The sequence below is a fragment of the Cohaesibacter marisflavi genome (assembly GCF_963665895.2).
In the GTDB taxonomy this organism is placed as follows: Bacteria; Pseudomonadota; Alphaproteobacteria; order Rhizobiales; family Cohaesibacteraceae; genus Cohaesibacter; species Cohaesibacter marisflavi.
On sequence record NZ_OY762534.1, the window covers coordinates 275,003 to 300,038 of the forward strand.

Consider the following 25,036-nt stretch of genomic DNA (forward strand, 5'->3'; position numbering starts at 1 on the left):
ATGGCTAAGGTTCTTGTCGCTTGCGAGTTTTCCGGGATTGTACGAAATGCCTTTCTCGATCGTGGCCATGACGCATGGTCTTGCGATTTACTACCGACGGAGAGCAGACCAAACAGGCACATTACAGGTGATGTGCGTGACGTGCTGCGCGAGGGGTGGGATTGCCTGATCGTGGCACACCCGCCTTGCACCCGGCTTTGTAACAGCGGCGTGCGCTGGCTGAGTAAGCCACCAAAGGGCAAGACACTGGATCAGATGTGGCAGGAGCTGAAGGAGGGGGCAGAGCTATTCTCAGACCTCTGGAACGCGCCAATTCCGCATATCGCGGTAGAAAACCCGGTGATGCACAAGCACGCCAAAAAGCTGATCGCGAACTATCAGGAATTCAGCCAATCAATCCAGCCTTGGCAGTTTGGTCATGGCGAGGTTAAGCGTACCTGCCTTTGGCTGCGCAACCTGCCTGATCTGGTGCCTACCGAAATTGTCGAAGGGCGCACAGCGCGGGTGCATCGCATGCCTCCAAGGCCTGACAGAGCCAAGGAGCGTTCCCGCTTCTTTACCGGTATCGCTGACGCCATGGCCGATCAATGGGGCCAATCATTGATGAAGCTGTGCGGAGATTGGTAGCATGACCATCTATCACCAACACATTGTCATTCGCGCCAATGAGATCGGACTGGTCACGAATGAGGCCTTTCTTGATGCCTGCCAAGAGCTGATGGACGCAAAGGGTAATTCGGCAGATATCGGCTCGGTTTTCACGCAGCATATCGGCGATGTTCTGAAGCTTGGAGATGATGCTTCAAAGCTGTTCCGCGGGATTCATAACTGGAAGATGGGGAAGGGCAAAGATGCGAAATGAGAGACCTTTCCGGCAGGAAGCGCGCAAGCGTGAGCTTGTCATCTGCAAAAGCGTAGCAGATGGGCTCGACCGTTGGCGCAACTGCCCTGATGCGAAGTTCAAGCGGCATGCAGGCTCAATCCTTCTATTCAGCTATGTGCAGAGCGGCCTTGGCAACAGGGAGACGATTGGCCTTGCCTTTCCTTCCGCTGGCGAATGCGGGCGCTTTATCGACACGGTGGCCATGATGGAAATCGAGGGGAGGGAATGAGGTGGACGAAACTTCGATCAAAGATTGCCCTTATTGCGGTGGGATGTGGTGGAACGAGTCGGACGAAGAGCTCGAAACGTTAGACCTGCAAACGACAAGAAAATGCGGAGAGACGGAGAAATACAATATCGTCTGCAACTGCGGGGTAGAGGGGCCGTTTGCCCCTACTCGAGATATTGCCGTCCTACGGTGGAACAACATGCCTAGGAAAGCTGCTCCTGGCAACGAAGAGCGCGATAAAGAGGGAGACACAGCGCAAGCTGTGGCTGACCGGAATAAAGCTCTGGAAGAGGCACTCAAGCGTCTTGGTTCTATGGAGCCATTCACTGTCTCGTTTTCCATTCCAAATAATGCAGTCGGGCAAGAGCTAACCAAGCGCATTTCTTTTGCCAGAGAAGCCCTGAAAGGCGGTGACTCATGATCTGGTTCATCAAAACATCTTACAGTTACGTCGCCCCCAGAGGATGCCGCGAACATGTTTCATTTTTAGCAGAACTCCCTTTTGCCTACGCCCGTTACCTCAAGACGATGAAAGGCGGTGAGTGATGGAAACGATTTTCTATCTGTTTGGCACGATTGCTTTCATCTGCTTCATTGGCTTTGTGTCTCCATCGACCAAATCTGATGACAGCAACGGCGCAAAAAAGTCAGGCATGACAGTCTACACAGACTACAAAACTGGCTGTCAGTATCTCGGTACCTGGTCAGGCGGTATTACTCCAAGACTCGATGCTGACGGGAAGCAAGTTTGCATAGAAGAGCAACGGGAGGTTCGGTGATGGGAGCTCCAGCAGCAAGAAAAGAGCTGAAGCAAGTAACCACAGAGCTATTGCGTGGAGAGTTGGGGGGAGGGGTATGAGCAACAAAAAGGATCATGCGCTATCCCTCTCGGATTGGCATATGGCGAACTTCGCCGCAGCGCTGGGCAAGATCCCACCTCCAGTCCCTTGCTTCTCCAACGGTGTTTGTTGCCCATGGTGTGGTTTTCTCCATGAGACTATCACTTTTGGGCAAAATGAATGCATGGAGTGCAGAAGACAGTTTTTGTTTGGCTTCCCTAGTGGATGGGAGACGCGCATCCCAGGCTGCCCCGAAAGTTGGGTGAACTTTCCAAGCCATGAGTTTCATATTCTCGGAGACAATGCATCGTTGATCCCTGAATTTGTACCGACTGACCGCCTCAAGGAGGTTTGGAGGCAGGTGAAAGAGATGGAAAAGACGGCAATGATCGAACACATGCCGGAAGGAGTTGTATTGCAATGAGCATTCAAGCAGTTGCGTGGGCCAAAAAGCAAAAATGCACTAGCCCCTTGGCAAAATTGTGTTTGGTTATGATCGCGGATGATGCCGGTTTTTGTGAAGATCAAGTCTCAGTTAAAGTCGATATGAACAAGTTGTCAGATGACTGCGGCGTGTCATTCCTTGAGGCTTGGACTGGCATTGCGGGGCTGATTTCTGGTGGCCAGATCGAAATTTCTCTGGAAGAACAAAATGAGGAACCAAGTCTTTTTTACGGAGAGTCAGTAAAGCTCAGACTTAACATTCGTCAAGATGAAGTGAGGAGGTCGGAATGAGTGTCAAGGTCTCCACATGGGCTTGGGAACTCCAGTGCGTGAAGGGCATGACAAAGCTTGTTCTAATGGCTCTGGCAGATAGTGCCGATGATGACGGCTTCTGCTGGCCAAAGCTTGACACCATTGCGTCAAAAGCCAGTACCTCACGTAGCACTGTAAAGAGGGCTATCAAGGAGCTCTCTGACCTCAATTTGCTTTCCGTAGAACATCGCGAGCGCGAAAACGGCGCTAGTGCGACCAATTACTACTGGGTAAATGTAGGCCATAACCCCGATTTATATGCACAAGATGTAGAGGGGGTCAAAATGAACCCCTCTAGAACATCTGGAGAACAAACAGAGGGGGGAGGGGTTCAAAATGAACCGGGGGAGGGGTTCACAGGTGAACCGGGGAGGGGTTCAATGGTGAACCCCCATAATGAACCGTCATTTAAACCGTCAAATATAACCACCCTAACCCGCCTTGCTGGCGGGGTGGACGCTGCGCTGGCTGATTTGAGTTTTAGTGAATTGATGAAACTGGATCCTCTCGATCGGGCTGAGGCGATGAAGCAGGCTGGTCTGAAGCCTGAAGATTTTGGGAAGACGCCGAGGGAAATGGGGATCAATCCCAGAGCCCTTGGGACAAACCAACGAGCTTCTGGTGACAACCCGAGAGCGGCAGGAACCAATCCAAGGTCACACCCCGCAACACTGGCAGATGGAGATTGGGAAAAGCTTTGTGAAGGCTGGTTGCTGGCTTTGGGCGATAGCTTCGAGCGAGCTAGGCGACCATGGGCACGGTTGAGCATGGCAGATCAGGGATTGGCGCTGAAGCACGCTAAGGCGTTCCAGCAAGACAAGCCCAAGGCGCATTTGACGACCTACATCCGCCAGAAGCGCTGGCAGAGCTACGAGCAAGCCGCGCTGAAAAGGCAGGCGGGGCAGTTTGTGTTTATCGAGAAGGGGTCGCCGGAATGGGTTGCATGGTGTTCTCACAAACGATCGGCGATTTTCTCAAGCTTCAACGTTGAACACAGGAAAGAAGGCTGTTTTCAGCGCTCCCGCTGGCCTCCTGGCTATGAAGCTGATACAAAACAAGCAGGCTGACGACGCAAGCACAGCGCCGCCAAGCCAATCGGGAAGAGGCAAAAGCCCGCCCGACAAGACCAACAGAACCGGCTCACCCAAGACCATCGAAGCAGAAGGCTTGGGAATAATGACAGAAGAAACAAAATTGATCAGCGTGAAGCTGGATCTCTTGAAAGAGATTGAAGGGCAAGGGCTTGTCAAGCAGTCCCGTTTGTTTCACGAGGTGAAATCGCGATATATGAGCAAGATTGGAGAGTTTGCCACGCATGATGAAACTCTGGTCTGGTTCGTTGGCCGCTGTGATGCAGACAAAACGCTTGAAGGTCAGGTCTTTTTGCACGAACGCGGGTTTCCGACATATGTCCCACTGGAAGTGAAGCGCAAGGATGTGAACGGCTTCAGGCGCAAGCAGAGGGCTGGAAAAAAGCATATGACCAGGCTGGCAACCCCATTCATGCCAGGAACGGTTCTTTTTGCCATGCCGAGGGAGAAGCCGCGCTGGCAGGATCTCTATTCTGCCCCTCGGACGATTTGGGATGTGTATGGCTTTGCCGGTATCCCTTGTTTTATTTCGGCGGCAAGAATGAGAAAATTCATTGACGATAACAACTCCACCTTCAAACCGATCAAGATCTCAGATCTGCAGAAATTTGCAGTAGGAGATAGGGCTCAGATCGTTGATGGCGTTTATGATGGCTTTGTCGTTGATATCACCAAGCTTGATAAGAAGCATGCATGGGTTGATTTCGAGATCTTTGGACGCAGCGTTGAGGCTCGTGTTGATATTGACAAGATCGAGAGAGTGAGTTAGCTATTTTATTAAATGCGGCTTTCCTCAATACTTCTTGGGGATTTATTGGAACCGTCAGGAGGCTGCCCTCAGCAAGGCAGACCGGCAGACGCAAAGCTGCAGCCAGCTCTGGACCTCAGAGAGTGGTGAAAAACCTTGGTGTTCGCCGGGGAGTGCGCAGCATGCAAAATTTAAAATTGGGAATTAAGGTCCGTATTCGCGATTTGGAAGACAAAAGCAAATTCCTTGATGGAGTGGGCACTGTCGTCGAGGTGCAAGAATCTGGCCTTGGCACTATCTTAAAGGTAGTGGTTGGTGATGACGAAGATTGGTATCTGTCGGAGCGCTTGGAACCATTACTTCATTCCGTATAGGCTGGATGAGAATTTGTCCGGCGGTGCTGAAAGCAGAAGCACTACGTCGGTATCAGTGATCGAAACATACTCGAGCACCGTCCCGAGGCTAGAGCACGTATCAAGAGCTGTGAGTGTATGAAAACAAAATCAGCTTAATCGTGTTAAGCCCGAGCAAATATCGGGAACCACTGAAAGCCGGAGTAGCGCCTGGCCCGGACAAACATAAGTACCCCGGTTATCGGGTATTAAGACCCTGAATACAGGGCTGGCGGGGAAACCCGTCAAGGAATATAGGCTCGGTCTTCGGATCGGGCCTTTTTTGATAGGTTATCGTGTTTATCGAATGTTTCGGTTTTGTGCCAGATATGTTTGTATATTTGTACGAGTGCGTAGGTAACTTATATCAAAAACTTTGCGTTTGTTCTCTAAATGTTCTTGTTTGTTTAGGGCGATCAGTTGGAGCGGAGTCAAGAGAATGTCAGACGATAGAAAAGTGATAGCTCTGAACGGAGGGCCAGTGCCTCAGGCAGGGCAAATTCAGAAAGACGTGATTGATCGGCTCGAAGGCCTTCTCTCTTGTGCTCGCTCTGGAGATCTTCAGGGCTTTGCATGCGTTGCTTATCACGCAGAAGACAAGTGTAGCCGCTGGCGGGCAGGCTCTCAGGGCGGATATGCCATGCTTGGTGCGCTGAAAGTCCTATCTGAAGAGATGATCGAGCTGATAAGGGAAGAGTGACCTGTGGCAGCACCGAAGGGAAATAAATTCTGGCAAGCAAGGAGCCGACACGGACGAAAGCCGAAGTGGGAAGATCCGGAAGAGCTTTGGGAAGCCTGCGAAGAGTATTTCGAGTGGGTTGAAGGCAATCCGCTGCATGCGGCTGAGCTGGTCAAATACAAGGGAAAGTTCAAGACCGCTAAGATCGCCAAGATGCGGGCCATGACGATTTCAGGGCTTTGCATCTTCCTTGGGGTCGATGTGAGGACATGGCCGGCTTATCGCGAGAAGGAAGGTTTTATTCCAGTCGTTACGCGCGTGGAAGAGATTATCCGCGAACAAAAGTTCACTGGCGCCGCTGCTGGACTGCTCGAAACCAACATTATCGCCCGTGACCTTGGCTTGATCGACAAGACCGAGCAGAAGCACGGCGTGAGCGATGATCTCAAAGAGATGTTTGACAGAATAGACGGAGCATCGAAGGGGCTTGCAGGACTACGAGGCGAAACTGAAGAGCCCGAAATGGAGGCTGAACAACCTCTATTGGATCGAGGATAAGGAAGGCAATGTTGTCCTGTTCAAGATGAACAGGGCGCAAGAGCAGCTTCTCTCTGAGCTGGATTTTCTGAATATCATCTTGAAGGCGCGGCAGCTCGGTTTTTCAACCTTCATTGACATTCTGATTTTAGATCAATGCCTTTGGAACTCGAACACCAGTGCGGGGATTATTGCTGACACACTGGACAATGCCAAAGGGCTTTTATCCGCGAAGATCAAGTTCCCTTACAGCCGGTTGGATGAGGCGATCAAAGAGCGCAAGCCTCTGGTCAAGAGTAACGAGACAGAGGTTGAGTGGGAGAACGGATCAAGCGTCAAGGTGGGCGCTTCGCTTCGCTCTGGCACCTACCAGCTTCTGCATATCTCTGAATATGGAAAGATCTGCGCCAAGAGCCCGGACAAGGCCAAGGAAGTTAAGTCCGGTGCACTGAACACGCTTGCGCCGGGCTGTCTCGGGTTCATCGAGAGCACGGCAGAAGGGCAGGAGGGCGACTTCTACGAGAAGACACAGAAGGCGCGGGCCATTGTGGAGAGCGGCAGAAAGCCGAACCCGCTTGAATGGAAGTTCCACTTCTTCGCCTGGTGGATGGATGACCGGTACGAGGCAGACCCTGAAGGCGTAGTCATCACCAAGGAGATGGCAGAGTATTTTGACAAGAAGGAAAAGGAAGGCGTTCCGCCTCTCTCCGATCGCAAGAAAGCCTGGTATGTGCTGAAGGAGAAAGAGCAGGGCGAGGATATGAAGAAAGAATATCCTTCGACGCCGGATGAAGCCTTTGAGGCAGCGATCGAGGGAGCCTACTTCGCCAAGCAGCTGACGACCTTGCGCAAGCTGAAGCGCATCGGCTCTGTGCCGTTTGATCCTGCCTTGCCGGTTAATACCTTCTGGGATTTGGGCATGGATGATTCCATGACCATTTGGCTGCATCAGTTTGACGGCTCGATCCATCGCTTCATTGGCTATTACGAGAATAGCGGCGAAGGGATGAGCCATTACATCAACTGGCTTCGGGACTGGCGCGATACACGTGGCGCAGTCTGGGGCCAGCATTTCGGCCCGCATGATCTGAATGTGCGCGAGCTGATGGCAGAAGGTAAGACTAGGCAGGAAGTAGCGCAGGGCTTGGGCATCAAGTTTGAAGTGGTGCCACGGGTTGCCGACAAGCGGGACGGTATCGAGGCCAGTCGCCAGATATTGCCGCTTTGTGCATTCGATGAGGAAGAGTGTTCAACCGGCATCAAGCATCTAACCAACTATCGCAAAGATTTTGACGAAAAGAACGGGGTTTGGAAGAGCCAGCCGCGCCACGATGAGGCATCGCACGGCGCAGACGCTTTCCAGACCTTTTCGACTGGATGGGTCAAGCCTGTCACGCGCAAGAAACTGAAAGCCAGACCGATGAAGGGAATTGTCTAGATGCTGAGTGACGACAGGCTGAGGCCGATACTTGATCAGAAGATCTCGGCAGCTGAAAGCTATGACGATGAGACCCAGAGTGATGATCGCGAGAAGGCGCTTGAATATTATCGCGGAGAGATGAGCGATCTTGAGCCGGAGGAAGGGCGCTCTGCTGCCAAGTCTCTTGACGTGGCTGATGCTGTTGAATGGATCATGCCGGACATGATGCAAATCTTCTGCGGATCGGGGCAGCCCATGAAGGCGCTTCCGACCGGCACCGAAGATGAAGAGCTGGCAAAGCAGCAGACAGACGGCACGAACTGGTTCTTTATGAACGAATGCAGCGGCTATTGGGTCATTCACGACCTATGCCATGATGCACTTTTGCAGCGCAACTCGGTTGGCAAGGTATGGCGCGATCAGACGCCGGTCATCAAGGTCGAAGAATATGAGGATCTCGACTCGACGCGCTGGGCTGAGCTGGTCAACTTGCCGAATGTGGAAGTGTTGGAAGACACTGAGAAGGAAGGCGGCATCCACGATCTTAAGATCAAGGTCATCAAGAGCAAGGGGCGGCAACGGGTGGAAGTTTTGCCGCGTGAGAACTTCCTGATATCGGCAGAGGCCACCAGCATTGAGGACACGAACTTTGCTGGTGACAAGAGCGTAGTTACCCGCTCGGATCTCAATGAACGCTTTGCAAATGATTCAGAAGCACTGCGCAAGATAAGCCAGCTGAATAGCAGCGGCAGCTTTGATGAAGACGACGCGGATTCGAGTCGGGAGAAAGATTACTCTTGGGGTGAGGATTCAGCAGATCGGTCGATGGATGAGATCGACGTCTATGAATGCTACATCAAGCTCGATGCTAATGAGGACGGAATAGCCGAATGGTGGCAAGTGGTGGTAACGGGTGGGGCTGGTGCTCGTACGATCCTTTCCATCGAGGAATGGGACGATGATCTTCCTTATTTCGATGTGTCGCCTCTGCGCGTGCCACATCGCTTTGCCGGGCGGTCTCTGGCCGATTCCACGATACCGATACAGGGGATCAAGACGGCTTTGCTGCGCGGGGCTCTCGATAACATCTATTGGCAGAACAACCCGGAACGGGAAGCCGATGTCAGCAAGATGGATGATGATGCGATCGATCTGCTCAACAATCGCCAGTTTGGCAACACGATCCCTGTAAAAGAGCCAGGTTCGATCAACTATCTGACGCTACCCTATTTTGCGAACCAGACCTTTGAGGCAATGGAGCAGATGGACCGGATCGCAGCCAACAGAACGGGGGTGAGCGCAGCTTCCAAGGGACTGGATGCGGAAGTGCTGCAGAACCAGTCCGCGACGGCAAACAACAACATGATGTCGGCAGCGCGAAGCAAGGCAGTCTTCTTTGCACGGAACATGGCAGAGGGCGGTCTCAAGCGTATGTTCAAGATCTTGATGCGCCTGATTGCCAAATATGAGGATCAGAGGCTCATTCGCCTGAAAGGAAATTGGCAGCCCATTGATCCGCGTGTCTGGAATATGGACATGGATGTAAACGTGGAAGTCGGGCTAGGTTCCGGCACCCGCGAGCGAGACATGGCGATCCTGCAGATGATCCTTGCTCGACAAGAACAGGTCGTGCGGGAATATGGTCCGGACAATCCGATTGTTCCATTCGACAAAATGCTTGAGACCTTTTCAAAGCTGATCGAGGCGGGCGGTCTGCGCAATCCGGAGCAGTATTTCAATGATGTTGAACCTCCAAAGCTTCAAGCCTGGTTCGCTCAATTCAAACAGAGCCAGCAGCCGCAGGCCGATCCGGCGAAGATGGCAGAGATCCAACTCAAGCAAGCGCAACAGCAGGCCGATATTCAGTTGAAGCGCGAACAGATGCAGATGGAGATCCAACTCAAACGCGAGCAAATGCAGCTTGAAATACAGCTTAAGCGCGAACAGGCAATGATGGGTATGCCATCTTCCGGCTTTTCAACCAATGTCAGCGTGGGCGGGCAGCCAGGATGACGGATGAAGACGCGAAGATTAGGAGAGCGGCTGAAGCCAACGCTCTGTTGGCAAACCAGCTATTGCAAGACACGCTCGATGAAGTCGAAAAGACGGCGATCGACGCAGTTTTGAGCGCCAAAGACGACGACACACGGCGCGATGCGGCAGCAACTGCCCGCGCCACAAGAGATTTCCGCAGCAAGCTGCAAGCCATCATACGAACTGGCAAGCAGGCCGCGGAACGCACCGCCCGAAAGGGCTAACCCAACCTAAAAACTGGAACCACCCTGATGGATATTGAAGACAACAACCCGGCTGATACCGGGACTGTCAACGATGAAGCTTTGACACTTGACGACGCAACCAACGCTTTTGATGGACTTGACGACGACCCCGAAGAGGACACCGCCGATCAAACAACCGACCAGGGCGAAGACGATGAGCAAGAGCAAGCGGACCAAGAAGCCGACACCGAGGAAGACTTGGAAGGCGATGGCGGTGAAGAGATCGAGGAAGACGATCAAGCAGAAGATACAACCGAAGGCTCCTACGCTGGCGATGACATGCAAGTCAAATTGCCCGACGGCACAGTCGCCACAGTGGAGGAGCTGAAAAACGGACATCTGATGCAATCGGACTATACCCGGAAAGTTCAGGCTCTGGCGCAAGATCGGCAGGCCACCCAGAATGCCCGCACTGAGGCAACCCAGTGGGGCGGTTATTTCCAGCAGCAGGCTACTCGGCTTGAACAGGCGCTTGACAATGTCAAGGCACTCATTCCGGACCCTTCGCTGCAGTCGCAAGACCCGCTTGCCTACATGCAAGGCATGCAGCGCTTTACCGAACAGCTTCAAGAGACGCTCGGCAAGTCTCGGAATATTCGGCAACGTTCGCAGCAGCACCAAGCCCAACAGATGCAGACACAGCGTCAGGAAGCCTTCGGGCGTGAGCTGGAAGCACTCACGACGCAGAACTCGACGCTATTGGATCGGGAAAAACAGAAAGCCTACATCGACGAGGTGGAAGGTTTTCTGAAATCCGAGGGCTACGGCAACGAAGAAATTCTGGGCTTTATCGATCATCGTGCATGGCAGATTGTTCACGATGCCATGCAGTATCGGGCCGACAAGGAAAAGCAGTCTCAGGCCAAACGCAAGGTCAAGGATGTTCCGAAAGTCGGATCGAACAAGCGCGCCAAAACGTCCGGTGAACGTAGACGTGGCCGCAATGCTCAAGCAAAAAGTCGCCTGAAATCTTCAGGCAATGTGCGTGATGCAGCTGCGGTCTTCATGGACATTGAAGACGAGGAGTAAACCATGGCTCAGGAAGCCAACACCTATGATACTCAGGACGCCAACGGTCTGCGTGAAGGGCTGACCGACACGATCCTGAATATCGCACCCACCGAAACCCCTTTCTGCTCGCGCATTGCGGGCAAGGGGCCAAAACCCAAAGCCACCAAGCATGAATGGCAGACGGATGATCTGGCTGCAGCTGACGGCGAAAATGCGGTCGAAGAAGGCGATGAATACAGCTTCGAAGACCCGGACCCGACTGTACGCGTGGCCAACCATACCCAGATCATTCGCAAGGGTATTGTGATCTCCGAGACTTTGGAAGCGGTTGAGAAAGCCGGACGTAAGTCGGAAATGGCCTATCAGACCGCCAAGAAGTCGAAAGAACTCAAGCGCGACCTTGAAAAGATCGCACTCTCTAATCAGGCGTCGTCCATTGTCGGCAAAAAGCGCAAAATGGCTGGTCTCGCAGCCTGGCTGGAAACGAACTCCGATCGTGGAACCGGCGGGGCTGATGGTGGCTATAGCGAGGGAACCGGCTTTGTAGCAGCAGCAACTGACGGTACGCAGCGAGCCTTTGCTCGTAGCCAGCTTGATGGCGTTATCGAGAGTTGCTTTGCCAACGGCGCTGATCCTACCGTCCTGCTGGTCGGGCCGAAAAACAAGCGTGCCTTCTCTGGTTTCGCAGGGATTTCGGAACTGCGCTCGAATGTGGCGGGTGACCAGAAGGCCAAGAAGCAGGCAACCATTGTGGCGGCAGCTGATTTCTACATTTCCGATTTTGGTACTTTGGCGGTGGTCCCTGATCGCTTCCAGCGTGAGCGGGATGCCTTTGTTCTCGATCCGGAATATGTGGACCTTTGCTGGCTTCGCCAGATCAAGCGCAAGAAGCCTGCCAAGACTTCTGACGCAGAGAAGCGCGTCTTGATCGGAGAAGTGACACTGCAGGTGGGTAACGAAGCCGCTCACGGCGTGGTCGCGGATCTGCTCGACAGCTAAGAGCACAAGACAAACTGATTAACTCGCAAAGAGGCTGCTAGATGGCGGCCTTTTTGCTTTTTGGAGCATTGACATGACAGCGAAAAAGCAAGAAGCGCCCGAAGGCGAAATGATGGATGCAGCAGCAGCCAAGGAAGCAGCAGCCAAGGAAGCAGCAGCCAAGGAAGCAGCAGCCAAGGAGCCGACTGTGGTGGTCACCATGCTGCGCGGCTATTTCCCGACGCCAGAAGAGCGCGGAGATGACGAGCGGCGCAAATGGCCCAAGGGTGAAGAAATCACCCTGGCAAAGAGCGTGGCAAACAGCCTGAAGGAACGGTATCTGGCCGAGATCACGAGGGTCTGATGGGCTCTATCCCGAAAATCTATGACGGGCAATGGCGGTTGCTGGATTTTGATCCGGTAACCCGCATTGCGCAGTGGTTCTGGTACGACGAAGACAAGGACCAATTCACCATTCGCACGGTGCAAGAAGTAGAAGACATTCTTGCAGCCAACAAGCAGCTTGAAGCGGAAAGCAATGGCGTTCGCTTTGGCGATGGCAAAAAGATTGCCTCAATTCCCTTGTGTGAGCTGGATCGGATCATGCCAGCGGTCGTGAATAAGGATGAGGATTACATCAAGAAGTTTCTCAATGATCCGGACAATCGCAAATTCCGAACATTCAGAGGTAGAATCTGATGGCTTATGCCAATCTGGCAGACTTGCGCGACAAGGTGGCTGATTATCTGGAGCGGACAGGAGACGCAGAGTTCCTTTCGCTGTTCCCGATTTTTGTGCTGTCCGTTGAGGATCAGATCAACAAGGCCCTGTTCACACTGTCTGAAGATGGTGTGACTCCAACAGACCGCATTCCGGCTCTTAGCGATGATGCAGACAGCAACTGGATACTGACCGGAATTGGCAGCATCTATTTCTTTGGCGTTGTGATGGAGGCGGCGATCGCGGATCTGGCCAGCGAAGCACAAGGGCAGCTGGCAGGAACCAAGTTTTCGGACCATCTCAATGACCTCTCCGGCAAGCGCAAGGCAGTGAGATTGACGGCTGCCAAGCCGGGAGGCCAGACACCATGATCCCGTTTGGTGAATATAGCCCGGACAGCTCGGACTTTAACGGCAAGGCACTGCCCTATATGCGCAATGCACAGCCTGTGGCGGACGGGTGGGCACCTTTCCCATCATTCGTGCCCTATACTGACCCATTGCCAGAAAAGCCCTGTGGGGCCTTCTTGGCTCGTCGGGATGACGGGGCCTATGTGGTCTACGCTGGCGGTCCAACTCGTCTTTTTCGGCTAGATCCGGCAACCAACGAATGGGTAACGGTCGGGTCAGGCTATACGCTCGCTGAAGGCGTGACATGGGCTTTTGCTCAATGGGGGCAAACGGTTGTTGCCACCAACCAGAACACCAATATTCAGCAGATTGATCTGGCGAGCTACAGCCCTGCTACAGAACTTGTTGCGATCAAAGCTCGGTCATTGTTTGTTATAGGAGCCAACCTGTTCGCAGGCGGACTGCTTGACCTGCCAGACGGTGTGCAATGGAGCGCGGATGAAAATATCGCGTCTTGGCCGATTGCAGAGAATGGCGGTGATCGGCAGGCCTTTCCTGACGGCGGGTGGGTTCTGCAGGGATTTTCTGGCCAGCAAGGGGCATATATCCTTCAGAAGGACGCAATCAGAACAGTCAACTGGAACCCCGGCGGGACATACAACTTCACATTCAGCAAGGTAGCCGAAATAGGGATTGTGGGGCCGAATGCCGGAGTGACCGTCAATCAGGCGACCTATTTTCTTGCTCAGGATGGTTTTTACGGCGTCAGCTACACCACAGAGAAGGGACTTTTGACACCTCCCATCGGCGGTGAGAAGGTGAATCGCGCCTTCATGGCAGAGGTCGATCTGGACGCTTTGGAAGATGTGCAGGCGGTTTCCGATCCACTCAACAAGGTGGTTTATTGGGCTTATCGCTCAACTGGCTATACCGGAGCGCGCTTTAACGTCATTCTTGGCTATGATTGGCAGCTTGGCCGTTGGTTCCGGATTGAAAGGGAACTCGTCTGGCTCGCAAACCTAGCCACGCCTGGCAATACTCTTGAAAGTCTGGATGAGATCTCATCATCCCTTGATGACTTGGCTATTTCGCTCGACAGCCCGGCTTGGTCAGGCGGCAAGCCGGTTCTGGCCGCGTTTGATACCGACTATCGGATGTGTTTTGCGCAAGGCTCGAATATGGACGCCTTGTTCCGGACCGCAAAGCTCCAACTGAATAAAGCGGGCCGCTCGCTGGTGACCTCGGTTGCACCCATGACGGATGCCGAAGACGCATCTATGCGCATTGGGGTGTCTGGCAACAGTTATGATCCATTGGTCTGGAAGGGGCCATACACCAGACAGCCAAGCGGCAGGATACCGACGCGGGCCAATGGCAAAATCCACCAGTTTGAAACGACGCTCAAGGGTGATTGGACCATCGTTACCGGGCTTGATGACATTCAGGCCAAGGCAGCGGGGAGGCGCTGATGCATCCTTATCGCGTACCGCTTCGCCTCATCGATGCGTATCGACCCAAGATGGAGCCATATCTTGACCTCTATTGTTCAAAACCCTTCTGCGGCGGTTGGACGGCAGGGAAGATCATCAAGGATGCCAAGCGCAATCAGATCTTGCTTTGGATGGTGTTTGACTATGACGCAAATGTTCTCGGCGTTGCGGCAACTCAGGTCCGGTTAGAAGACACCCCGCCTCAAATACAGATCAAAATGCTTGCTGGCACAAACTGGCAGGCATGGCGCCATTTGCTTGATGATGTGATTCATCATGGCCAGGCGCGGGGCTGCAAGAAACTCACATTCGAAGGCCGAAAGGGCTGGAAGCGCAGACTTCCCGAATTTTCTGTTGTCGGATCGACGGACAACGACCAGCTGATTTATGAAAAGGTGATCTTATGAGCGGCGGCGGGAAAGAAACAACAACGGTTCAGAACAATGAGCCTTCTGTGTTGTATAAGGGCAATATCACGAAGGCACAGGATATGGCAGCCGGTGTGGCGGATGATCCGTCTGTTTGGGAGGCCTATTCCGGTGATCGCTATGTTGGCCCGAGCGCGAACAGCCAGACCGCAATGGATGGAATGGCCAATACTGCACAGTCCGGCGTGCCGGGGCTCAACAATGCTTTCAATCAGGCTAAGGGCGTCATCAACTCGAATGGCCTCAGCAACAGCCAGAACAACGCCTATAATAACCTACGGCAGAGAACCGGGAATACGGCAAATCGGCAGGCTGGGCAGTATGGTGATATTGCCAATAATGTTGCCTCAACCATGAATGGCCAGACCGGCGCTTATAATGCCATGAAGGGGCAGGCGACCAACGCAGCCAATCAGGCCCAGAGCGCCTATGGGGACTTATTCAATCAGGTTGGCCAGACTTCGGGCCAGCAGGCGGGTGCTTATGGCGATCTGATGGGGGAAGCGAACACAGCCTTCGGCAATCAGTATGATGCCTATAACGGGCTTGGTTCGGACATGATGAATTCCATGGCTCAGGGCGGGCAGATCGGGGCAAACAACGCCAATCTTATGAAAGCGCTTGAGGGTGGCGCGGATCAGATTGCGACGAAGGTCAACCAGATTGCCTCGGCCTCGGGCCGGTATGGATCGGGCACCAATCAGGATGTCATGGCCAAGAATATTGGCGACTATTACAGCAATGCGCTGACTGGCCAGTATAACCAAGACGTCAACAATATGATGGGGGCTTCTAGCCAGCGCACAAACCAGCTCAATGCGCAAAGTGGCGTACTTGCCAACGGGCTCAACACGCGAGCCAATCTGCTCAACAGTCAGACCAGCACGGCGTTGAATGGCATCAACACGCAGGCAGGCCTTGCCGGTAATAGCTATAACGCAGCTATGGGCGGGCTATCCGGTGAACAGAGCGTTCTCGGCAACCAGACCAATTCCTATCTTTCAGGGATTGGCGCACAGCAGGGCGCAACAGACGCACAGACCAACACCATGTTCAATGGCCTTGCCAATCAGGGCAATCTGCTTAATTCGCAGACTGGAGCACAGCAAAGCGGTAACTCACTTGCCTTGCAGGCAGGGCAGGGGCTCTCATCGCTCTTCGATGCATCCATGTCGCCCTATGACTATCTGTCACAGGCTGGCCAGATGCAGGAGGGCTACGACCAAGCAGCAATGCAAGCTGAAATGGATCAGTTTGCAGAAAATCAGGCGGCACAGAAAGCACCAAGCGAATGGCTCAACGCCATGTCGTCTGGCGCTGGCCAGCTTGGGACTTCAACTTCAACAGCATATCAGCGCGGCGGCGGAATGGATCAGGCGCTTGGTTGGGCTTCTGTCCTTGGCTCGTTCATGTAAGGGGTAGAATATGGGACTTTTTGACCTTCTCTCTGGCAAGCAGCAGGTGGGTGGCTCTGGTGGCTCACTTTGGAATAGCCTCTCGTCCGGGATTGATAATAACCGCCAGATGATGCGCATGGGTGGGCTCGCAGCTGCTCTTGGCGCCGATCCCAATCAAGTGCTTCAATCGGCAATGCTTGGCAACGGCATGGATGACAAGCGCCGCGTGCGGACGCAGGAAGAGGCAAAGCGGAATCAATCCGTTGATTATCTGGTGCAACAGGGCATGCCGCAGACAGAAGCTGAGCTGGTTGTCCGCAATGGTGGCTTTGGAGAAGCGCTCAAAGGCATTCGATCGAAGGCCCTGACCAGTCAGACAAACAACAAGACAGTGAACTGGCTGATGCGAAACAAAGGGCTAAGTCAGCAAAACGCAGATGCCATCGTGTCTTCTGGGCAGGCAGCAGCATATATGACGCCGCAGAAAGCGCCTTCCCTGACAAATGATCAAAAGAACTTCAACTTTGCTCAACAAAACCCCGAGTTTGCTGAATATCAGTTGAAAAACAAGCGCGCTGGGGCGACTCAGGTGAACTTTAACAACGAACAAGCCAATGCTGCTGGATTTGCAGACCGGATGGCGAACTCTGAACAGATCCTGCGGCAGCATGAAACGGCAGGTCTAAATGTTGGCGATCGTGCGGCCGCTGCCATTCCTGGTATAGGCAATTATGTGACCAGTGAAGACTATAAGCTATTCGATCAGGCTAAGCGCGATTTTATCAATGCGGCCTTACGCCGTGAGTCAGGGGCTGTAATCTCACAGGAAGAATTTGCCAACGCAGAGCAGCAGTATTTTCCTCAGCCAGGAGACACACCTGCGGTAATCGCTCAGAAGCGTAAAAACCGTGAAGCGGTCATTTACGGAACGCAGAGGGCTGCGGGGCCGAGCTATCAGCCACGGCAGCGCAACTCTCAAACACCGCAAAGCCAAGGCGTTGTCGATTACTCAGAATACTTCAAATAGGTGATGTATGCCGATTGTGAAAATGCCTGATGGTGCACAAGTTCAATTTCCTGACGACATGCCCAAAGAGCAGATCAAAACCATGATTGCTTCTAAGTTTCCTGAGGTGGCAGCGAAGCAAAGTCAGGGCCGCTACGATATGGGCGCGGTCTCTGCTGGTGCAGATGGGATCTATAGCGGACTCATGTCTGGGTATGATGACGAAATTGGCGCTGGCATGGTCGCACCCTTCAAGGCTGCGGCAGATTATTTAAGAGGCGACGGGTTTGACATCGGGCGGGCGTACAACAACCTTCAGCAGCGCTTTGACGCTGGAAAGGCCGCACGCAGAGAAGCTCATCCTGTATCTTCTGTAGCAGGTGAACTGGCTGGCTCGATGGCGTTGGCTGGCGGAGCCGGTAAGGCTGGTCTAACGACTGCTGGTCGCGTTGGAAAGGGGCTAGTTGGACGAATGGCCGGTGGCGCGGCAGAAGGCGCGGCCTATGGCGCACTGGCTGGAGCCGGTGAGGCTAAACCCGGATCACGCGGACAGGGCGCCGCCGTTGGAGGCATCTTGGGTGCAGGTATCGGTGGTGCAGCTCCTGCGGTCGGATCTGCAATATCAGGGGTAAGGAACATCTCTCAGGTTGGCAAGAATTCGGCAGCAAAGTTGGCGCGCAAGGTTTTGGCATCTGATGAGATGACTGCCCAAGAGGCGCTTAACAGATTGGCCAAAGAAAACCCAGACACAATGTTGGCAGATATCGGGCCAAACGCCCGCATTTGGGCTGGGGGTATTGAAAATAGACCGGGGCCAGCGAAAACGACGATCAACAAGGCTCTAACTGATCGATCAAGTAATGCATCTCAGAGAGTGAATACTCTTGCCGATGACTTGCTCGGGAAGACGGAAGACACCCTTTCTCTACCGGGATATATCAGAGAGCGGCAATTGGAACAGTCGAGACCGTTTTATGAGGGGTTAGCTAATGTTGATGTCCCAAATGACAACATCATCATAAATGATTTGCTTAACAGGCCAGCAGGACAGGAAGCCCTTGAATATGGTAAGAAGATCGCCGCAAACATGGGGCATCCTGTGTCAGAGAATGGCTACACAGTTCGGGATCTGGACTATGCCAAGCAATGGCTTGACGGTCGCATTTCTCGCCTGAATGAACAAGGTCAAACAAGCCTGGCATATTCGTATCAGAATGTGCGTGACGGATTAATTGAAGAGCTTGATAAGCTGACGACAATGTATCCTCATGCACGGGACGTTTATAGTGGACACGCTGCTATTCTTGACGCACACAAGTCAGGAGAACGGATTTTTCACGCAAATCAGATGCCTCATGATGTGCGTGCCAATCTTGAGAAAATGCCAATCTCCGAAAAGAATGCCTACAAGGCCGGGGCCCGAAGAGCTCTGGCTCAAAAGATGGGCACAGCCCGAAATGACGTGAACCAAGCTCGGTCTGAATTCCAAAAGGACTTCAATAAGGAAAAGATGGCGGCTGCCTTCGGGGATGACGCCGCAAACCGCCTCACATCCGCCTTGGAAGACGAAACACGCTTCATGCACACCAAGAATGATGTTCTCAATAATTCGAAGACCGCGGAAAGAGCTGCAGTCCAGCGGCAAATCGATGGCATGGAATTGGAGATGCCTGAAGGTTGGAAAACTGTAATGGCACGAAAAGCACTTGGTACAATTCAATCTCGCTTCCCTGGCTTCAAGCCAAAAGAAGGAGATCTACAAGCCCTTGCTGAAATCCTCGTAGAGACCGGGTCTGAACGGCCAAAGCTTCAGGCAATGGCCAAACAGATTTCCCAGATGGAAGCGAATGGTCAGCCGGTCAACCAATCGATCAAGCGCATGTTGCAGATGCTAGCTCTCACTGCGAGTTCAACAATTGGGCGGGGCCTAGCAGATAAACAATAGGCCCGGTTTCCACACTCAGTGGTTATATGGCCGGACAATGGGCCAATGAATAAAAAGGGAGAATAACGATGAAAATAGCAATTCTACACTATGTCGCAAAGTTTCTCGGGGTTTTGATCCGAATTGACGGATTGCCCTATGGTTCCGACTGTGGCGCTAAATGCTCCAGTTGTCGCGCACGAAAGAACTAACTTCGTCGCTTAGATTATTCCAAGCTGCGACGTTGTTTTTTGCGTCAACAACATAGATCGAGTCGTTGCTATCTAAGTGCTTTTGCAGTGCATCGCAGACTTCTCTGGGCGATTTGGAGCAATTCACAAACCAGAAAGACTCATTGATGTGAGCCCAAGCTCCAAGAGATTTGATTGCATCGATCAGTCCACTGTAGTTTTGTCCTGGTTTGCTAAGATCATAAGAAATGTGTAAATTTCTAGCCATTACCCCCTCCATTTTTCAATGAAGGGATGCAATCACGATTCTCAACCATGAGTCGAGTCATTCCTCTGGATCAATGGATTGCAATATGGAAGGATGCTTCCCATCTCTATGGAGAGGAGGAGTGCGCTATGGAGCATCAAATTCCGGAAGAATATTTTGCCTGGCTGAAAGAGAAGCCTTTTACCGACTGGTCTGCTGAAGACAAGGCAAAGGCGCTGTCTGCTTTTGAGAGCATCGTAACAATGTCAGACATCGAAAAAGCAAAACTCTTTGTTGGAGAGATAGGGTATTTGTTGACTTACGGAGATCAATCATGATCCGCATTATTGTTGTTGCCCTGCTATAGGCCCTACGGGGCCTTTTCTATTTGGAAGGGCACTTGATGTAGGCAGGCCCATCGGTTGGGCCGTTTTCGTCATACTCGTTGTTGCAATAACCGCGCTTCTGCAAAATGTCGGAATAGAGTTCGCGAAGAGCGCAATTCTTATACATGTCAAGAGTGTCTGGAAGCCCGCCACGACAATATGTGTTTGACATTTCGTAGAGTGAAATCAGTTGAGAGTCTGTCTCATAGAACTTCTGAACCTGCTCTTTGTTGGGCAAGTAATCAAGCTCAGCCATCACCGGTGTCGACAACAAAGCAGCTAACAGAAAAACGAACCTAAACATCGAAATACCCCCGTACTCAAGATATAGGCTCCATTTGGGGCCTTTTTTAGTAGGACCATAGACTATGGCGTCAAAAAACACAGACCTGACTGCAGAACGACTAATGACGAACCTGCAAAAGGATCTTGGATTGACCAAGGAGCAGGCTGCCGGTTTGGTTGGTAATCTTGCCCATGAGAGTGCTGGCTTCAAGACCTTGCAGGAAATAAGCCCGACTGTTCGCGGGTCAAGGGGAGGGTATGGTTATGCTCAGTGGACTGGTCCGAGGCGCCGGCAGTTTGAGGCTTGGACGAAAGAAAAAGGCCTTGACCCAACTTCTTATGAAGCCAATTACGGGTTTCTGAAGCATGAGTTGCAAACCAATTACAATGGCGTTTTGCGCGATCTGAAAGTAGACGATACGCTAAAGGAAGCCACACGAACCATACTGCACGATTATGAAAGTCCCGCACCTGAAAACCAGATGGAAGGATCTCGTTCCGTTAGAGAGCGCGACCGCTACGCCAACCAGTTCTATGACACGATCACGCCAACGGAGTATCTCGGCGATCTGGAACAACTGGATATTCTCTCGCCCTTTGACACATCTTATCTCGATGCAGAGCAACAGTCTGCCTATCCTGAAACGATCACCAACGACATTGCGGATATCTTGGCTCTTGATGACGGCTTGCAGTATTTCGACAGCATGCCCCGCTCCAAGCCTCTAACGCAGGAAGACTATTCTGTCATGGGGGCGTTGGACCAGATAGACGGCTTCGATACCCTTCAGGATATGCCTGTTTATAGTCCAGCTCAGGAACCCGCGCAGGGACTTGCTGCGATTGATGATCTGTTTTCCATGGAAGGTGCGAATTCACTTCCTGCCGCTCCCTTGGGGCGGGTTGATGCTTTTGCGCTTGATGATCTGCCCTCTATGAGCGGCGGGGTTGATTATGGTGTGAGTGATACGCCAATGGGGCAGGGCTCCGGCTCTCTTCCGAATTTATCTCTTGATGATTTTGGCGGTCCGGTTGCTCCTGATATCTCCATTCGCGGGAATAATGATTTCTGGGCGGCTGAAGACAGGGATCAGGAAGTGGATATGCTCGATCGTGAGCGCAACGACACGCTTTCGAGTTCTCTGGCGTCTCTGGAGCGCGCGGGCTTGCTGGATCAGCTGGACAGCATCAACGCGCCGCCCGATATCTCGGCCACTGGAAATATTGATTTTGGTTCTGGTCCCTCTGCCTCTGGCTCTGGGGCCTTTTCTTTGCGCGATCCCGTTGATCGGATCGACGATGCATTCGCCTCAGTGCCAGCAGAGACATGGCGAGAAACCACTCTCAGACAGGACGCAACACCGCAGATGTATAGCCGATTGGCGGATGAGCGCGTGGGCAATGCCTTTGACGTGGCGGACGCAGCTGCGGTTCCAGGCGATTATTCCAGCTCTGTATCCACTCATCAGCTGCCAGATATGCTTGACACTCTGCCCCAGAGCAAGCCTGTGGCGCCTATTGACCTGGTTGGCGATGTGCAGCCGCTCTATGATGATTATCAGCCTGTTGAGCCGGTTTCACAGCCTGTGGCCGATTACACGCTTCCGGAAACGCTGGACACCCTGCCTCAATCTAAGCCCCAGCCTTCCACGTTGGCTGCACAGAAGGCCGCGAAGAAAATGACGGGCCTTGTTACCACAACACTTGGCGGGGCTGTGGCGGGGCCTCTGGGCGCTCTGGGCGGCTATGCGTTGGGCAAGGCGATTGATGGGCCTGTTTCCAACCGGGTCGGTGATTTCGTCTCTGGCGGCTATGTCGGGCCAAGCGGTATGACCTATGCGACAGATACCGGCATTTCTCGCGGCTTGTCCAAAGTGGGCCAAAGCGGCAACTGGGGCGATTTCTGGGACAGCAATAGCCAGACCGACCAGACCGCGCAGATGGCATGGGACAGAGAGAAGGCGGCAAGCGAAGGGCGCGAACTCAAAAGCCTGCTTGATGCTTTCACTGATGATCTCAGTGATGCTTTCTCGGGCAAAGGAAAGACGGTCACAGGCAGGCAGCAAACCACGGCCAAAGACACGACCCGTCGCGGCGGTTCAGCTGATAGCGGCAATTCCAATTCTTCGGGAAGATCTTCTGGAGGTGGTGGGTTCTTCTCTGGCCTCTTTGGCGGGGATGATGAGGACGACGATAGCAGCAGCAGCAGCAGCGGCGGCACCATCATTTGCTCGGAACTCTACCGGCAAGGCTATATGTCAAAGGCGCTCTGGGAAGCGGACGAGAAATGGGGCCGGATGACCGCCCGAAAAGATACGGACATCATTCGGGGCTATCGCGCTTGGGCCGCGCCTGTTGTGCGCCTCATGAAGCGCTCACCAAAGGCAACGCGGATCATCGCAAAACTGACCGCTCCTTGGGCGCGGCAGATGGCCTATGAGGCCGGTTATCTGCCAAAGGGCAATTTCCTTGGCTGGCTCACCAATCTGGTTGGCATTCCCTTCTCCAAACTTGTTGGGAAGGGCCTCAAACTTCATAAGAAATGGAGACGCAAATGGGCGTAGACAATTGGTCAACAGAAGCTGCTGGCAACGCTATTCAGGGCAACTCTGACTGGTCCGAAGGGATGAGCCCGGCAGATGTCAACGATTCTGCTCGGGATATGATGGCGCAGATTGCCAGGATGTATCTGGATTTGTCTGGCGATTTGTTGTCGTCTGGGTCAGGCGGAGTGCACGCGCTTGCTACCAACACGGGGTTCACGCAACTTAAAAAAGGGCTGCGCGTTACGTTTAAGGCTAACGTGGATTTTAACGCCAAATCCACACTTAACGTTGATGGCCTCGGGGCCAAGCGCGTGTCAATTATAGACGAAAACGGCGAACGGGCTCTAGTGGCTGGGGACATCAACGTTGGTGGGTTTTATGACGTGGTGTACAACCCCAATGCTAATGGTGGAGCCGGGGCTTGGGTTGTTGTTACCAGTGCGTTTAACCTAGAAATCGCAGATATTGCCGGATTGACCACTGCCTTGGCAACCAAAGTGACGATCGGCGACTATGGAATTGGCCAGACTGACGTTGGCTTTAGTCCGAATATTGCTGACGTGAATGCAACTGATACTCCCGCCGGTAGTTATAATTTCACCCCAACAACAACAAACGTCACTTCTCTGCCGTTTGGCTCAACGTATGGGAAAATTCTCATCCGACAGTTTGGTAACCACAATCTTGAACAACTGGTGTGGCGTAACGGTAGTAATATAAAATACTATAGGCTGTGTTTGTCAGGCGTGTGGGGTAGTTGGTCTGTTATGTTCGGCTCCACTAACGTAGTAGCGGGTGACGGTGTCGCCATTACCGAGGACGATGGCACTATAACCATTGTTGCTGACAATGTGTCAAATGCGACTAACGCAGCCAAACTCGGAGGGAGTTTTCCAGCTTTCTATCGCAACGCGAGCAACTTGAATGCGGGCACGGTTCCAGAGGCCAGATTGCCGAGTTCGGTTGTTTTAGCCAGCGCCAACACCTTTAATGCACTCCAAAATAAAGATGCTGGTACCGGCGAATACTCTACCAGTGGAAACCTTGTTTCAGGGCGTGGGTCTGGCGGCGTTGCCTTAACTGTCAATGACGGGCAGGGCAACGCCAACATTACTTTCAACCATAAAGCCGGTATACCTGAACAGGATGGCAACTCGGCACGTATTGTCCATAACTCGGACGCAACGACAGGCTCAAAACTCACTGTTGAGCTTGCATCCGGCGTAACAGGCGGGGAATCTGTCAATACAACGGAAGTTGCCGAGTTCTCTGAAGGTGGCATGAAAGTGCTCGGAAGCGATGTCGTGACCAAGGCAGATTACGGCGCTGGTAAAGGCGTGAATGCCGATTTGCTAGATGGTCAGCATGGCAACTATTACGCCAAAGCATCTGACCTAGAGGCTTTGGTTATACCTGGCGGAGCTGACTATGTCTCAGATGTCCGTCTCGGGGCGATAGCACAATACAGCCAAGACCCAGCAAACTATATTTCAGGTCTTAACCTCGCCAGTGGATTTGTCATGACCAATATAAAAGGCTCCACCTCTGTGCAAGCAAGGCCTGTGCAGAAGCGCGTCAACGGAACTTGGTACACGGTTAGTGAGGTATCTGTATGAAAAATCTAGGAACGTTTCAGATATATCAGCCCTCTGAAGTTAGTGAATCTTTAAAAAAGATCGGGGCGGTTTTCTATCAGAATGAGCATGAGGAAGACTGGTATTCCCTCCAGAATTTGACGGGAATTTTTGTGGCGGTGGATGACACTGGACGCGTCTGCTCAGTGGCAGGAGATATCACCGCATTATCACCGGCTGGCCTAACCGTCATCCAGCTAGAAGATGGCGACACTACGCCAGAAATTGGCGACTATTGGGACGGGACTGTATTTGGTCAGGTACCTTTGACACAGGCAGACTACACCAACGCCATTCAGGCCATGCTCGATGATGCCGCCAAGGTTCGCTTGTATGACAGCGCGGCAACCATGAGCACATATGTCAGTTCGACCAATGAACAATGGGCCGCAGAGGCGGCTGCAATGGTCGCATGGCGTGATGCTGTATGGCTCTATGCCTACGCACAGCTTGATCTTGTGCAATCTGGGCAGCGGACACAGCCCACAGTCGATGAACTTTTGGCCGAGCTGCCAACGCCCACTTGGCCAGCCTAAACCAACCCCACATTTTGAAATGACCGCAGCTGCCGCAAGGCGGCTTTTTTTATG

31 protein-coding genes are annotated in these 25,036 nt (G+C 52.8%); 29 read left to right on the forward strand and 2 right to left on the reverse strand.

Features of this window, described 5'->3' with window-relative positions; translation table 11 throughout:
• From ACKPCT_RS02275 to ACKPCT_RS02395, 25 genes are all read left to right on the forward strand, one after another.
• Nucleotides 1-627: a hypothetical protein gene (locus tag ACKPCT_RS02275; RefSeq protein WP_319568243.1), complete on the forward strand. Its 627-nt coding sequence runs from the start codon at nucleotides 1-3 to the stop codon at nucleotides 625-627.
• A 1-nt stretch (nucleotide 628) separates the two neighbouring features.
• Nucleotides 629-862 (forward strand): hypothetical protein, encoded by a 234-nt coding sequence (locus ACKPCT_RS02280; RefSeq protein ID WP_319568244.1) that lies wholly within the window; start codon nucleotides 629-631, stop codon nucleotides 860-862.
• The gene (locus ACKPCT_RS02285; protein ID WP_319568245.1) at nucleotides 852-1,112 is read left to right on the forward strand and encodes a hypothetical protein; all 261 of its coding nucleotides are present in this window, start codon (nucleotides 852-854) and stop codon (nucleotides 1,110-1,112) included. Before ACKPCT_RS02280 ends, ACKPCT_RS02285 begins: the two co-directional genes overlap by 11 nt.
• A gap of 1 nt (nucleotide 1,113) precedes the next feature.
• Nucleotides 1,114-1,533 carry a hypothetical protein gene (locus ACKPCT_RS02290; RefSeq protein WP_319568246.1) on the forward strand — a complete coding sequence of 140 codons (420 nt, stop codon included), beginning with the start codon at nucleotides 1,114-1,116 and terminating at the stop codon, nucleotides 1,531-1,533.
• A 124-nt stretch (nucleotides 1,534-1,657) separates the two neighbouring features.
• Nucleotides 1,658-1,891 (forward strand): DUF6440 family protein, encoded by a 234-nt coding sequence (locus ACKPCT_RS02295; RefSeq protein WP_319568247.1) that lies wholly within the window; start codon nucleotides 1,658-1,660, stop codon nucleotides 1,889-1,891.
• A 76-nt stretch (nucleotides 1,892-1,967) separates the two neighbouring features.
• Nucleotides 1,968-2,375, forward strand: coding sequence for a hypothetical protein (locus ACKPCT_RS02300; RefSeq protein ID WP_319568248.1), 408 nt, complete (start codon nucleotides 1,968-1,970; stop codon nucleotides 2,373-2,375).
• Nucleotides 2,372-2,686, forward strand: coding sequence for a hypothetical protein (locus ACKPCT_RS02305; protein WP_319568249.1), 315 nt, complete (start codon nucleotides 2,372-2,374; stop codon nucleotides 2,684-2,686). Before ACKPCT_RS02300 ends, ACKPCT_RS02305 begins: the two co-directional genes overlap by 4 nt.
• Complete coding sequence (locus ACKPCT_RS02310; protein ID WP_319568250.1) at nucleotides 2,683-3,774, forward strand: helix-turn-helix domain-containing protein; 1,092 nt, start codon at nucleotides 2,683-2,685, stop codon at nucleotides 3,772-3,774. The genes ACKPCT_RS02305 and ACKPCT_RS02310 overlap by 4 nt, the downstream gene beginning before the upstream one ends.
• Nucleotides 3,746-4,567, forward strand: a complete 822-nt coding sequence (gene nusG / locus ACKPCT_RS02315) for a transcription termination/antitermination protein NusG (RefSeq protein WP_319568251.1) — start codon at nucleotides 3,746-3,748, stop codon at nucleotides 4,565-4,567. The genes ACKPCT_RS02310 and nusG overlap by 29 nt, the downstream gene beginning before the upstream one ends.
• A 161-nt stretch (nucleotides 4,568-4,728) precedes the next feature.
• Nucleotides 4,729-4,920 carry a hypothetical protein gene (locus ACKPCT_RS02320; RefSeq protein ID WP_319568252.1) on the forward strand — a complete coding sequence of 64 codons (192 nt, stop codon included), beginning with the start codon at nucleotides 4,729-4,731 and terminating at the stop codon, nucleotides 4,918-4,920.
• A gap of 457 nt (nucleotides 4,921-5,377) precedes the next feature.
• The gene (locus ACKPCT_RS02325) at nucleotides 5,378-5,638 is read left to right on the forward strand and encodes a hypothetical protein (RefSeq protein ID WP_319568253.1); all 261 of its coding nucleotides are present in this window, start codon (nucleotides 5,378-5,380) and stop codon (nucleotides 5,636-5,638) included.
• A 3-nt stretch (nucleotides 5,639-5,641) separates the two neighbouring features.
• Nucleotides 5,642-6,175 (forward strand): terminase small subunit, encoded by a 534-nt coding sequence (locus ACKPCT_RS02330; protein ID WP_319568254.1) that lies wholly within the window; start codon nucleotides 5,642-5,644, stop codon nucleotides 6,173-6,175.
• The gene (locus ACKPCT_RS02335) at nucleotides 6,105-7,592 is read left to right on the forward strand and encodes a terminase (protein WP_319568255.1); all 1,488 of its coding nucleotides are present in this window, start codon (nucleotides 6,105-6,107) and stop codon (nucleotides 7,590-7,592) included. The genes ACKPCT_RS02330 and ACKPCT_RS02335 overlap by 71 nt, the downstream gene beginning before the upstream one ends.
• Nucleotides 7,593-9,587, forward strand: a complete 1,995-nt coding sequence (locus ACKPCT_RS02340) for a portal protein (RefSeq protein WP_319568256.1) — start codon at nucleotides 7,593-7,595, stop codon at nucleotides 9,585-9,587.
• Nucleotides 9,584-9,832, forward strand: a complete 249-nt coding sequence (locus ACKPCT_RS02345) for a hypothetical protein (protein ID WP_319568257.1) — start codon at nucleotides 9,584-9,586, stop codon at nucleotides 9,830-9,832. The genes ACKPCT_RS02340 and ACKPCT_RS02345 overlap by 4 nt, the downstream gene beginning before the upstream one ends.
• A gap of 27 nt (nucleotides 9,833-9,859) precedes the next feature.
• Nucleotides 9,860-10,882, forward strand: a complete 1,023-nt coding sequence (locus ACKPCT_RS02350) for a hypothetical protein (protein ID WP_319568258.1) — start codon at nucleotides 9,860-9,862, stop codon at nucleotides 10,880-10,882.
• Nucleotides 10,883-10,885: 3 nt separating this feature from the next.
• On the forward strand, nucleotides 10,886-11,863 hold the full coding sequence (locus ACKPCT_RS02355; RefSeq protein WP_319568259.1) for a DUF5309 domain-containing protein: 978 nt from the start codon (nucleotides 10,886-10,888) through the stop codon (nucleotides 11,861-11,863).
• Between the two features lie 73 nt (nucleotides 11,864-11,936).
• On the forward strand, nucleotides 11,937-12,206 hold the full coding sequence (locus ACKPCT_RS02360) for a hypothetical protein (protein WP_319568260.1): 270 nt from the start codon (nucleotides 11,937-11,939) through the stop codon (nucleotides 12,204-12,206).
• Nucleotides 12,206-12,541 (forward strand): hypothetical protein, encoded by a 336-nt coding sequence (locus ACKPCT_RS02365; protein ID WP_319568261.1) that lies wholly within the window; start codon nucleotides 12,206-12,208, stop codon nucleotides 12,539-12,541. The genes ACKPCT_RS02360 and ACKPCT_RS02365 overlap by 1 nt, the downstream gene beginning before the upstream one ends.
• Nucleotides 12,541-12,933 carry a hypothetical protein gene (locus ACKPCT_RS02370; RefSeq protein ID WP_319568262.1) on the forward strand — a complete coding sequence of 131 codons (393 nt, stop codon included), beginning with the start codon at nucleotides 12,541-12,543 and terminating at the stop codon, nucleotides 12,931-12,933. The genes ACKPCT_RS02365 and ACKPCT_RS02370 overlap by 1 nt, the downstream gene beginning before the upstream one ends.
• On the forward strand, nucleotides 12,930-14,381 hold the full coding sequence (locus ACKPCT_RS02375; protein ID WP_319568263.1) for a hypothetical protein: 1,452 nt from the start codon (nucleotides 12,930-12,932) through the stop codon (nucleotides 14,379-14,381). Before ACKPCT_RS02370 ends, ACKPCT_RS02375 begins: the two co-directional genes overlap by 4 nt.
• Entirely contained in the window at nucleotides 14,381-14,809 is a 429-nt protein-coding gene (locus ACKPCT_RS02380) for a hypothetical protein (protein ID WP_319568264.1), read from the forward strand. Before ACKPCT_RS02375 ends, ACKPCT_RS02380 begins: the two co-directional genes overlap by 1 nt.
• Nucleotides 14,806-16,245, forward strand: a complete 1,440-nt coding sequence (locus ACKPCT_RS02385) for a hypothetical protein (protein ID WP_319568265.1) — start codon at nucleotides 14,806-14,808, stop codon at nucleotides 16,243-16,245. Before ACKPCT_RS02380 ends, ACKPCT_RS02385 begins: the two co-directional genes overlap by 4 nt.
• Nucleotides 16,246-16,363: 118 nt before the next feature.
• Nucleotides 16,364-17,254: a hypothetical protein gene (locus ACKPCT_RS02390; RefSeq protein ID WP_319568266.1), complete on the forward strand. Its 891-nt coding sequence runs from the start codon at nucleotides 16,364-16,366 to the stop codon at nucleotides 17,252-17,254.
• Between the two features lie 7 nt (nucleotides 17,255-17,261).
• Nucleotides 17,262-19,178, forward strand: a complete 1,917-nt coding sequence (locus ACKPCT_RS02395; RefSeq protein ID WP_319568267.1) for a hypothetical protein — start codon at nucleotides 17,262-17,264, stop codon at nucleotides 19,176-19,178.
• A 156-nt stretch (nucleotides 19,179-19,334) separates the two neighbouring features.
• Here ACKPCT_RS02395 and ACKPCT_RS02400 read toward each other — a convergent pair whose 3' ends face one another.
• Nucleotides 19,335-19,616, reverse strand: coding sequence for a CRISPR-associated protein Cas2 (locus ACKPCT_RS02400; protein ID WP_319568268.1), 282 nt, complete (start codon nucleotides 19,614-19,616; stop codon nucleotides 19,335-19,337).
• Nucleotides 19,617-19,744: 128 nt separating this feature from the next.
• Here ACKPCT_RS02400 and ACKPCT_RS02405 point away from each other — a divergent pair, with 128 nt between their 5' ends.
• Nucleotides 19,745-19,933, forward strand: a complete 189-nt coding sequence (locus ACKPCT_RS02405) for a hypothetical protein (protein WP_319568269.1) — start codon at nucleotides 19,745-19,747, stop codon at nucleotides 19,931-19,933.
• 46 nt (nucleotides 19,934-19,979) lie between these two features.
• On the opposite strand, the gene ACKPCT_RS02410 is transcribed toward ACKPCT_RS02405, so the two are convergent.
• Nucleotides 19,980-20,285 carry a hypothetical protein gene (locus tag ACKPCT_RS02410; protein ID WP_319568270.1) on the reverse strand — a complete coding sequence of 102 codons (306 nt, stop codon included), beginning with the start codon at nucleotides 20,283-20,285 and terminating at the stop codon, nucleotides 19,980-19,982.
• Between the two features lie 64 nt (nucleotides 20,286-20,349).
• Between ACKPCT_RS02410 and ACKPCT_RS02415 the strand changes: the two genes are divergently transcribed.
• Genes ACKPCT_RS02415 through ACKPCT_RS02425 form a run of 3 tightly spaced genes read left to right on the forward strand, consistent with a single transcriptional unit; the run spans nucleotide 20,350 to nucleotide 24,982 of the window.
• Complete coding sequence (locus tag ACKPCT_RS02415) at nucleotides 20,350-22,830, forward strand: phage tail tip lysozyme (RefSeq protein WP_319568271.1); 2,481 nt, start codon at nucleotides 20,350-20,352, stop codon at nucleotides 22,828-22,830.
• Complete coding sequence (locus ACKPCT_RS02420; protein ID WP_319568272.1) at nucleotides 22,821-24,428, forward strand: hypothetical protein; 1,608 nt, start codon at nucleotides 22,821-22,823, stop codon at nucleotides 24,426-24,428. Before ACKPCT_RS02415 ends, ACKPCT_RS02420 begins: the two co-directional genes overlap by 10 nt.
• Complete coding sequence (locus ACKPCT_RS02425; protein ID WP_319568273.1) at nucleotides 24,425-24,982, forward strand: hypothetical protein; 558 nt, start codon at nucleotides 24,425-24,427, stop codon at nucleotides 24,980-24,982. Before ACKPCT_RS02420 ends, ACKPCT_RS02425 begins: the two co-directional genes overlap by 4 nt.
• Nucleotides 24,983-25,036: the final 54 nt, after the last annotated feature.

Bases quoted from the DNA above. Each gene is read 5' to 3' on its own strand.
- ACKPCT_RS02275 (WP_319568243.1), top strand. From the start codon at position 1: ATGGCTAAGGTTCTTGTCGCTTGCGAGTTTTCCGGGATTGTACGAAAT.
- ACKPCT_RS02280 (WP_319568244.1), top strand. From the start codon at position 629: ATGACCATCTATCACCAACACATTGTCATTCGCGCCAATGAGATCGGA.
- ACKPCT_RS02285 (WP_319568245.1), top strand. From the start codon at position 852: ATGCGAAATGAGAGACCTTTCCGGCAGGAAGCGCGCAAGCGTGAGCTT.
- ACKPCT_RS02295 (WP_319568247.1), top strand. From the start codon at position 1,658: ATGGAAACGATTTTCTATCTGTTTGGCACGATTGCTTTCATCTGCTTC.
- ACKPCT_RS02300 (WP_319568248.1), top strand. From the start codon at position 1,968: ATGAGCAACAAAAAGGATCATGCGCTATCCCTCTCGGATTGGCATATG.
- ACKPCT_RS02305 (WP_319568249.1), top strand. From the start codon at position 2,372: ATGAGCATTCAAGCAGTTGCGTGGGCCAAAAAGCAAAAATGCACTAGC.
- ACKPCT_RS02310 (WP_319568250.1), top strand. From the start codon at position 2,683: ATGAGTGTCAAGGTCTCCACATGGGCTTGGGAACTCCAGTGCGTGAAG.
- nusG (WP_319568251.1), top strand. From the start codon at position 3,746: ATGAAGCTGATACAAAACAAGCAGGCTGACGACGCAAGCACAGCGCCG.
- ACKPCT_RS02320 (WP_319568252.1), top strand. From the start codon at position 4,729: ATGCAAAATTTAAAATTGGGAATTAAGGTCCGTATTCGCGATTTGGAA.
- ACKPCT_RS02325 (WP_319568253.1), top strand. From the start codon at position 5,378: ATGTCAGACGATAGAAAAGTGATAGCTCTGAACGGAGGGCCAGTGCCT.
- ACKPCT_RS02340 (WP_319568256.1), top strand. From the start codon at position 7,593: ATGCTGAGTGACGACAGGCTGAGGCCGATACTTGATCAGAAGATCTCG.
- ACKPCT_RS02345 (WP_319568257.1), top strand. From the start codon at position 9,584: ATGACGGATGAAGACGCGAAGATTAGGAGAGCGGCTGAAGCCAACGCT.
- ACKPCT_RS02350 (WP_319568258.1), top strand. From the start codon at position 9,860: ATGGATATTGAAGACAACAACCCGGCTGATACCGGGACTGTCAACGAT.
- ACKPCT_RS02355 (WP_319568259.1), top strand. From the start codon at position 10,886: ATGGCTCAGGAAGCCAACACCTATGATACTCAGGACGCCAACGGTCTG.
- ACKPCT_RS02360 (WP_319568260.1), top strand. From the start codon at position 11,937: ATGACAGCGAAAAAGCAAGAAGCGCCCGAAGGCGAAATGATGGATGCA.
- ACKPCT_RS02365 (WP_319568261.1), top strand. From the start codon at position 12,206: ATGGGCTCTATCCCGAAAATCTATGACGGGCAATGGCGGTTGCTGGAT.
- ACKPCT_RS02370 (WP_319568262.1), top strand. From the start codon at position 12,541: ATGGCTTATGCCAATCTGGCAGACTTGCGCGACAAGGTGGCTGATTAT.
- ACKPCT_RS02375 (WP_319568263.1), top strand. From the start codon at position 12,930: ATGATCCCGTTTGGTGAATATAGCCCGGACAGCTCGGACTTTAACGGC.
- ACKPCT_RS02380 (WP_319568264.1), top strand. From the start codon at position 14,381: ATGCATCCTTATCGCGTACCGCTTCGCCTCATCGATGCGTATCGACCC.
- ACKPCT_RS02385 (WP_319568265.1), top strand. From the start codon at position 14,806: ATGAGCGGCGGCGGGAAAGAAACAACAACGGTTCAGAACAATGAGCCT.
- ACKPCT_RS02390 (WP_319568266.1), top strand. From the start codon at position 16,364: ATGGGTGGGCTCGCAGCTGCTCTTGGCGCCGATCCCAATCAAGTGCTT.
- ACKPCT_RS02395 (WP_319568267.1), top strand. From the start codon at position 17,262: ATGCCGATTGTGAAAATGCCTGATGGTGCACAAGTTCAATTTCCTGAC.
- ACKPCT_RS02400 (WP_319568268.1), bottom strand. From the start codon at position 19,616: ATGGCTAGAAATTTACACATTTCTTATGATCTTAGCAAACCAGGACAA.
- ACKPCT_RS02405 (WP_319568269.1), top strand. From the start codon at position 19,745: ATGGAGCATCAAATTCCGGAAGAATATTTTGCCTGGCTGAAAGAGAAG.
- ACKPCT_RS02410 (WP_319568270.1), bottom strand. From the start codon at position 20,285: ATGTTTAGGTTCGTTTTTCTGTTAGCTGCTTTGTTGTCGACACCGGTG.
- ACKPCT_RS02415 (WP_319568271.1), top strand. From the start codon at position 20,350: ATGGCGTCAAAAAACACAGACCTGACTGCAGAACGACTAATGACGAAC.
- ACKPCT_RS02420 (WP_319568272.1), top strand. From the start codon at position 22,821: ATGGGCGTAGACAATTGGTCAACAGAAGCTGCTGGCAACGCTATTCAG.
- ACKPCT_RS02425 (WP_319568273.1), top strand. From the start codon at position 24,425: ATGAAAAATCTAGGAACGTTTCAGATATATCAGCCCTCTGAAGTTAGT.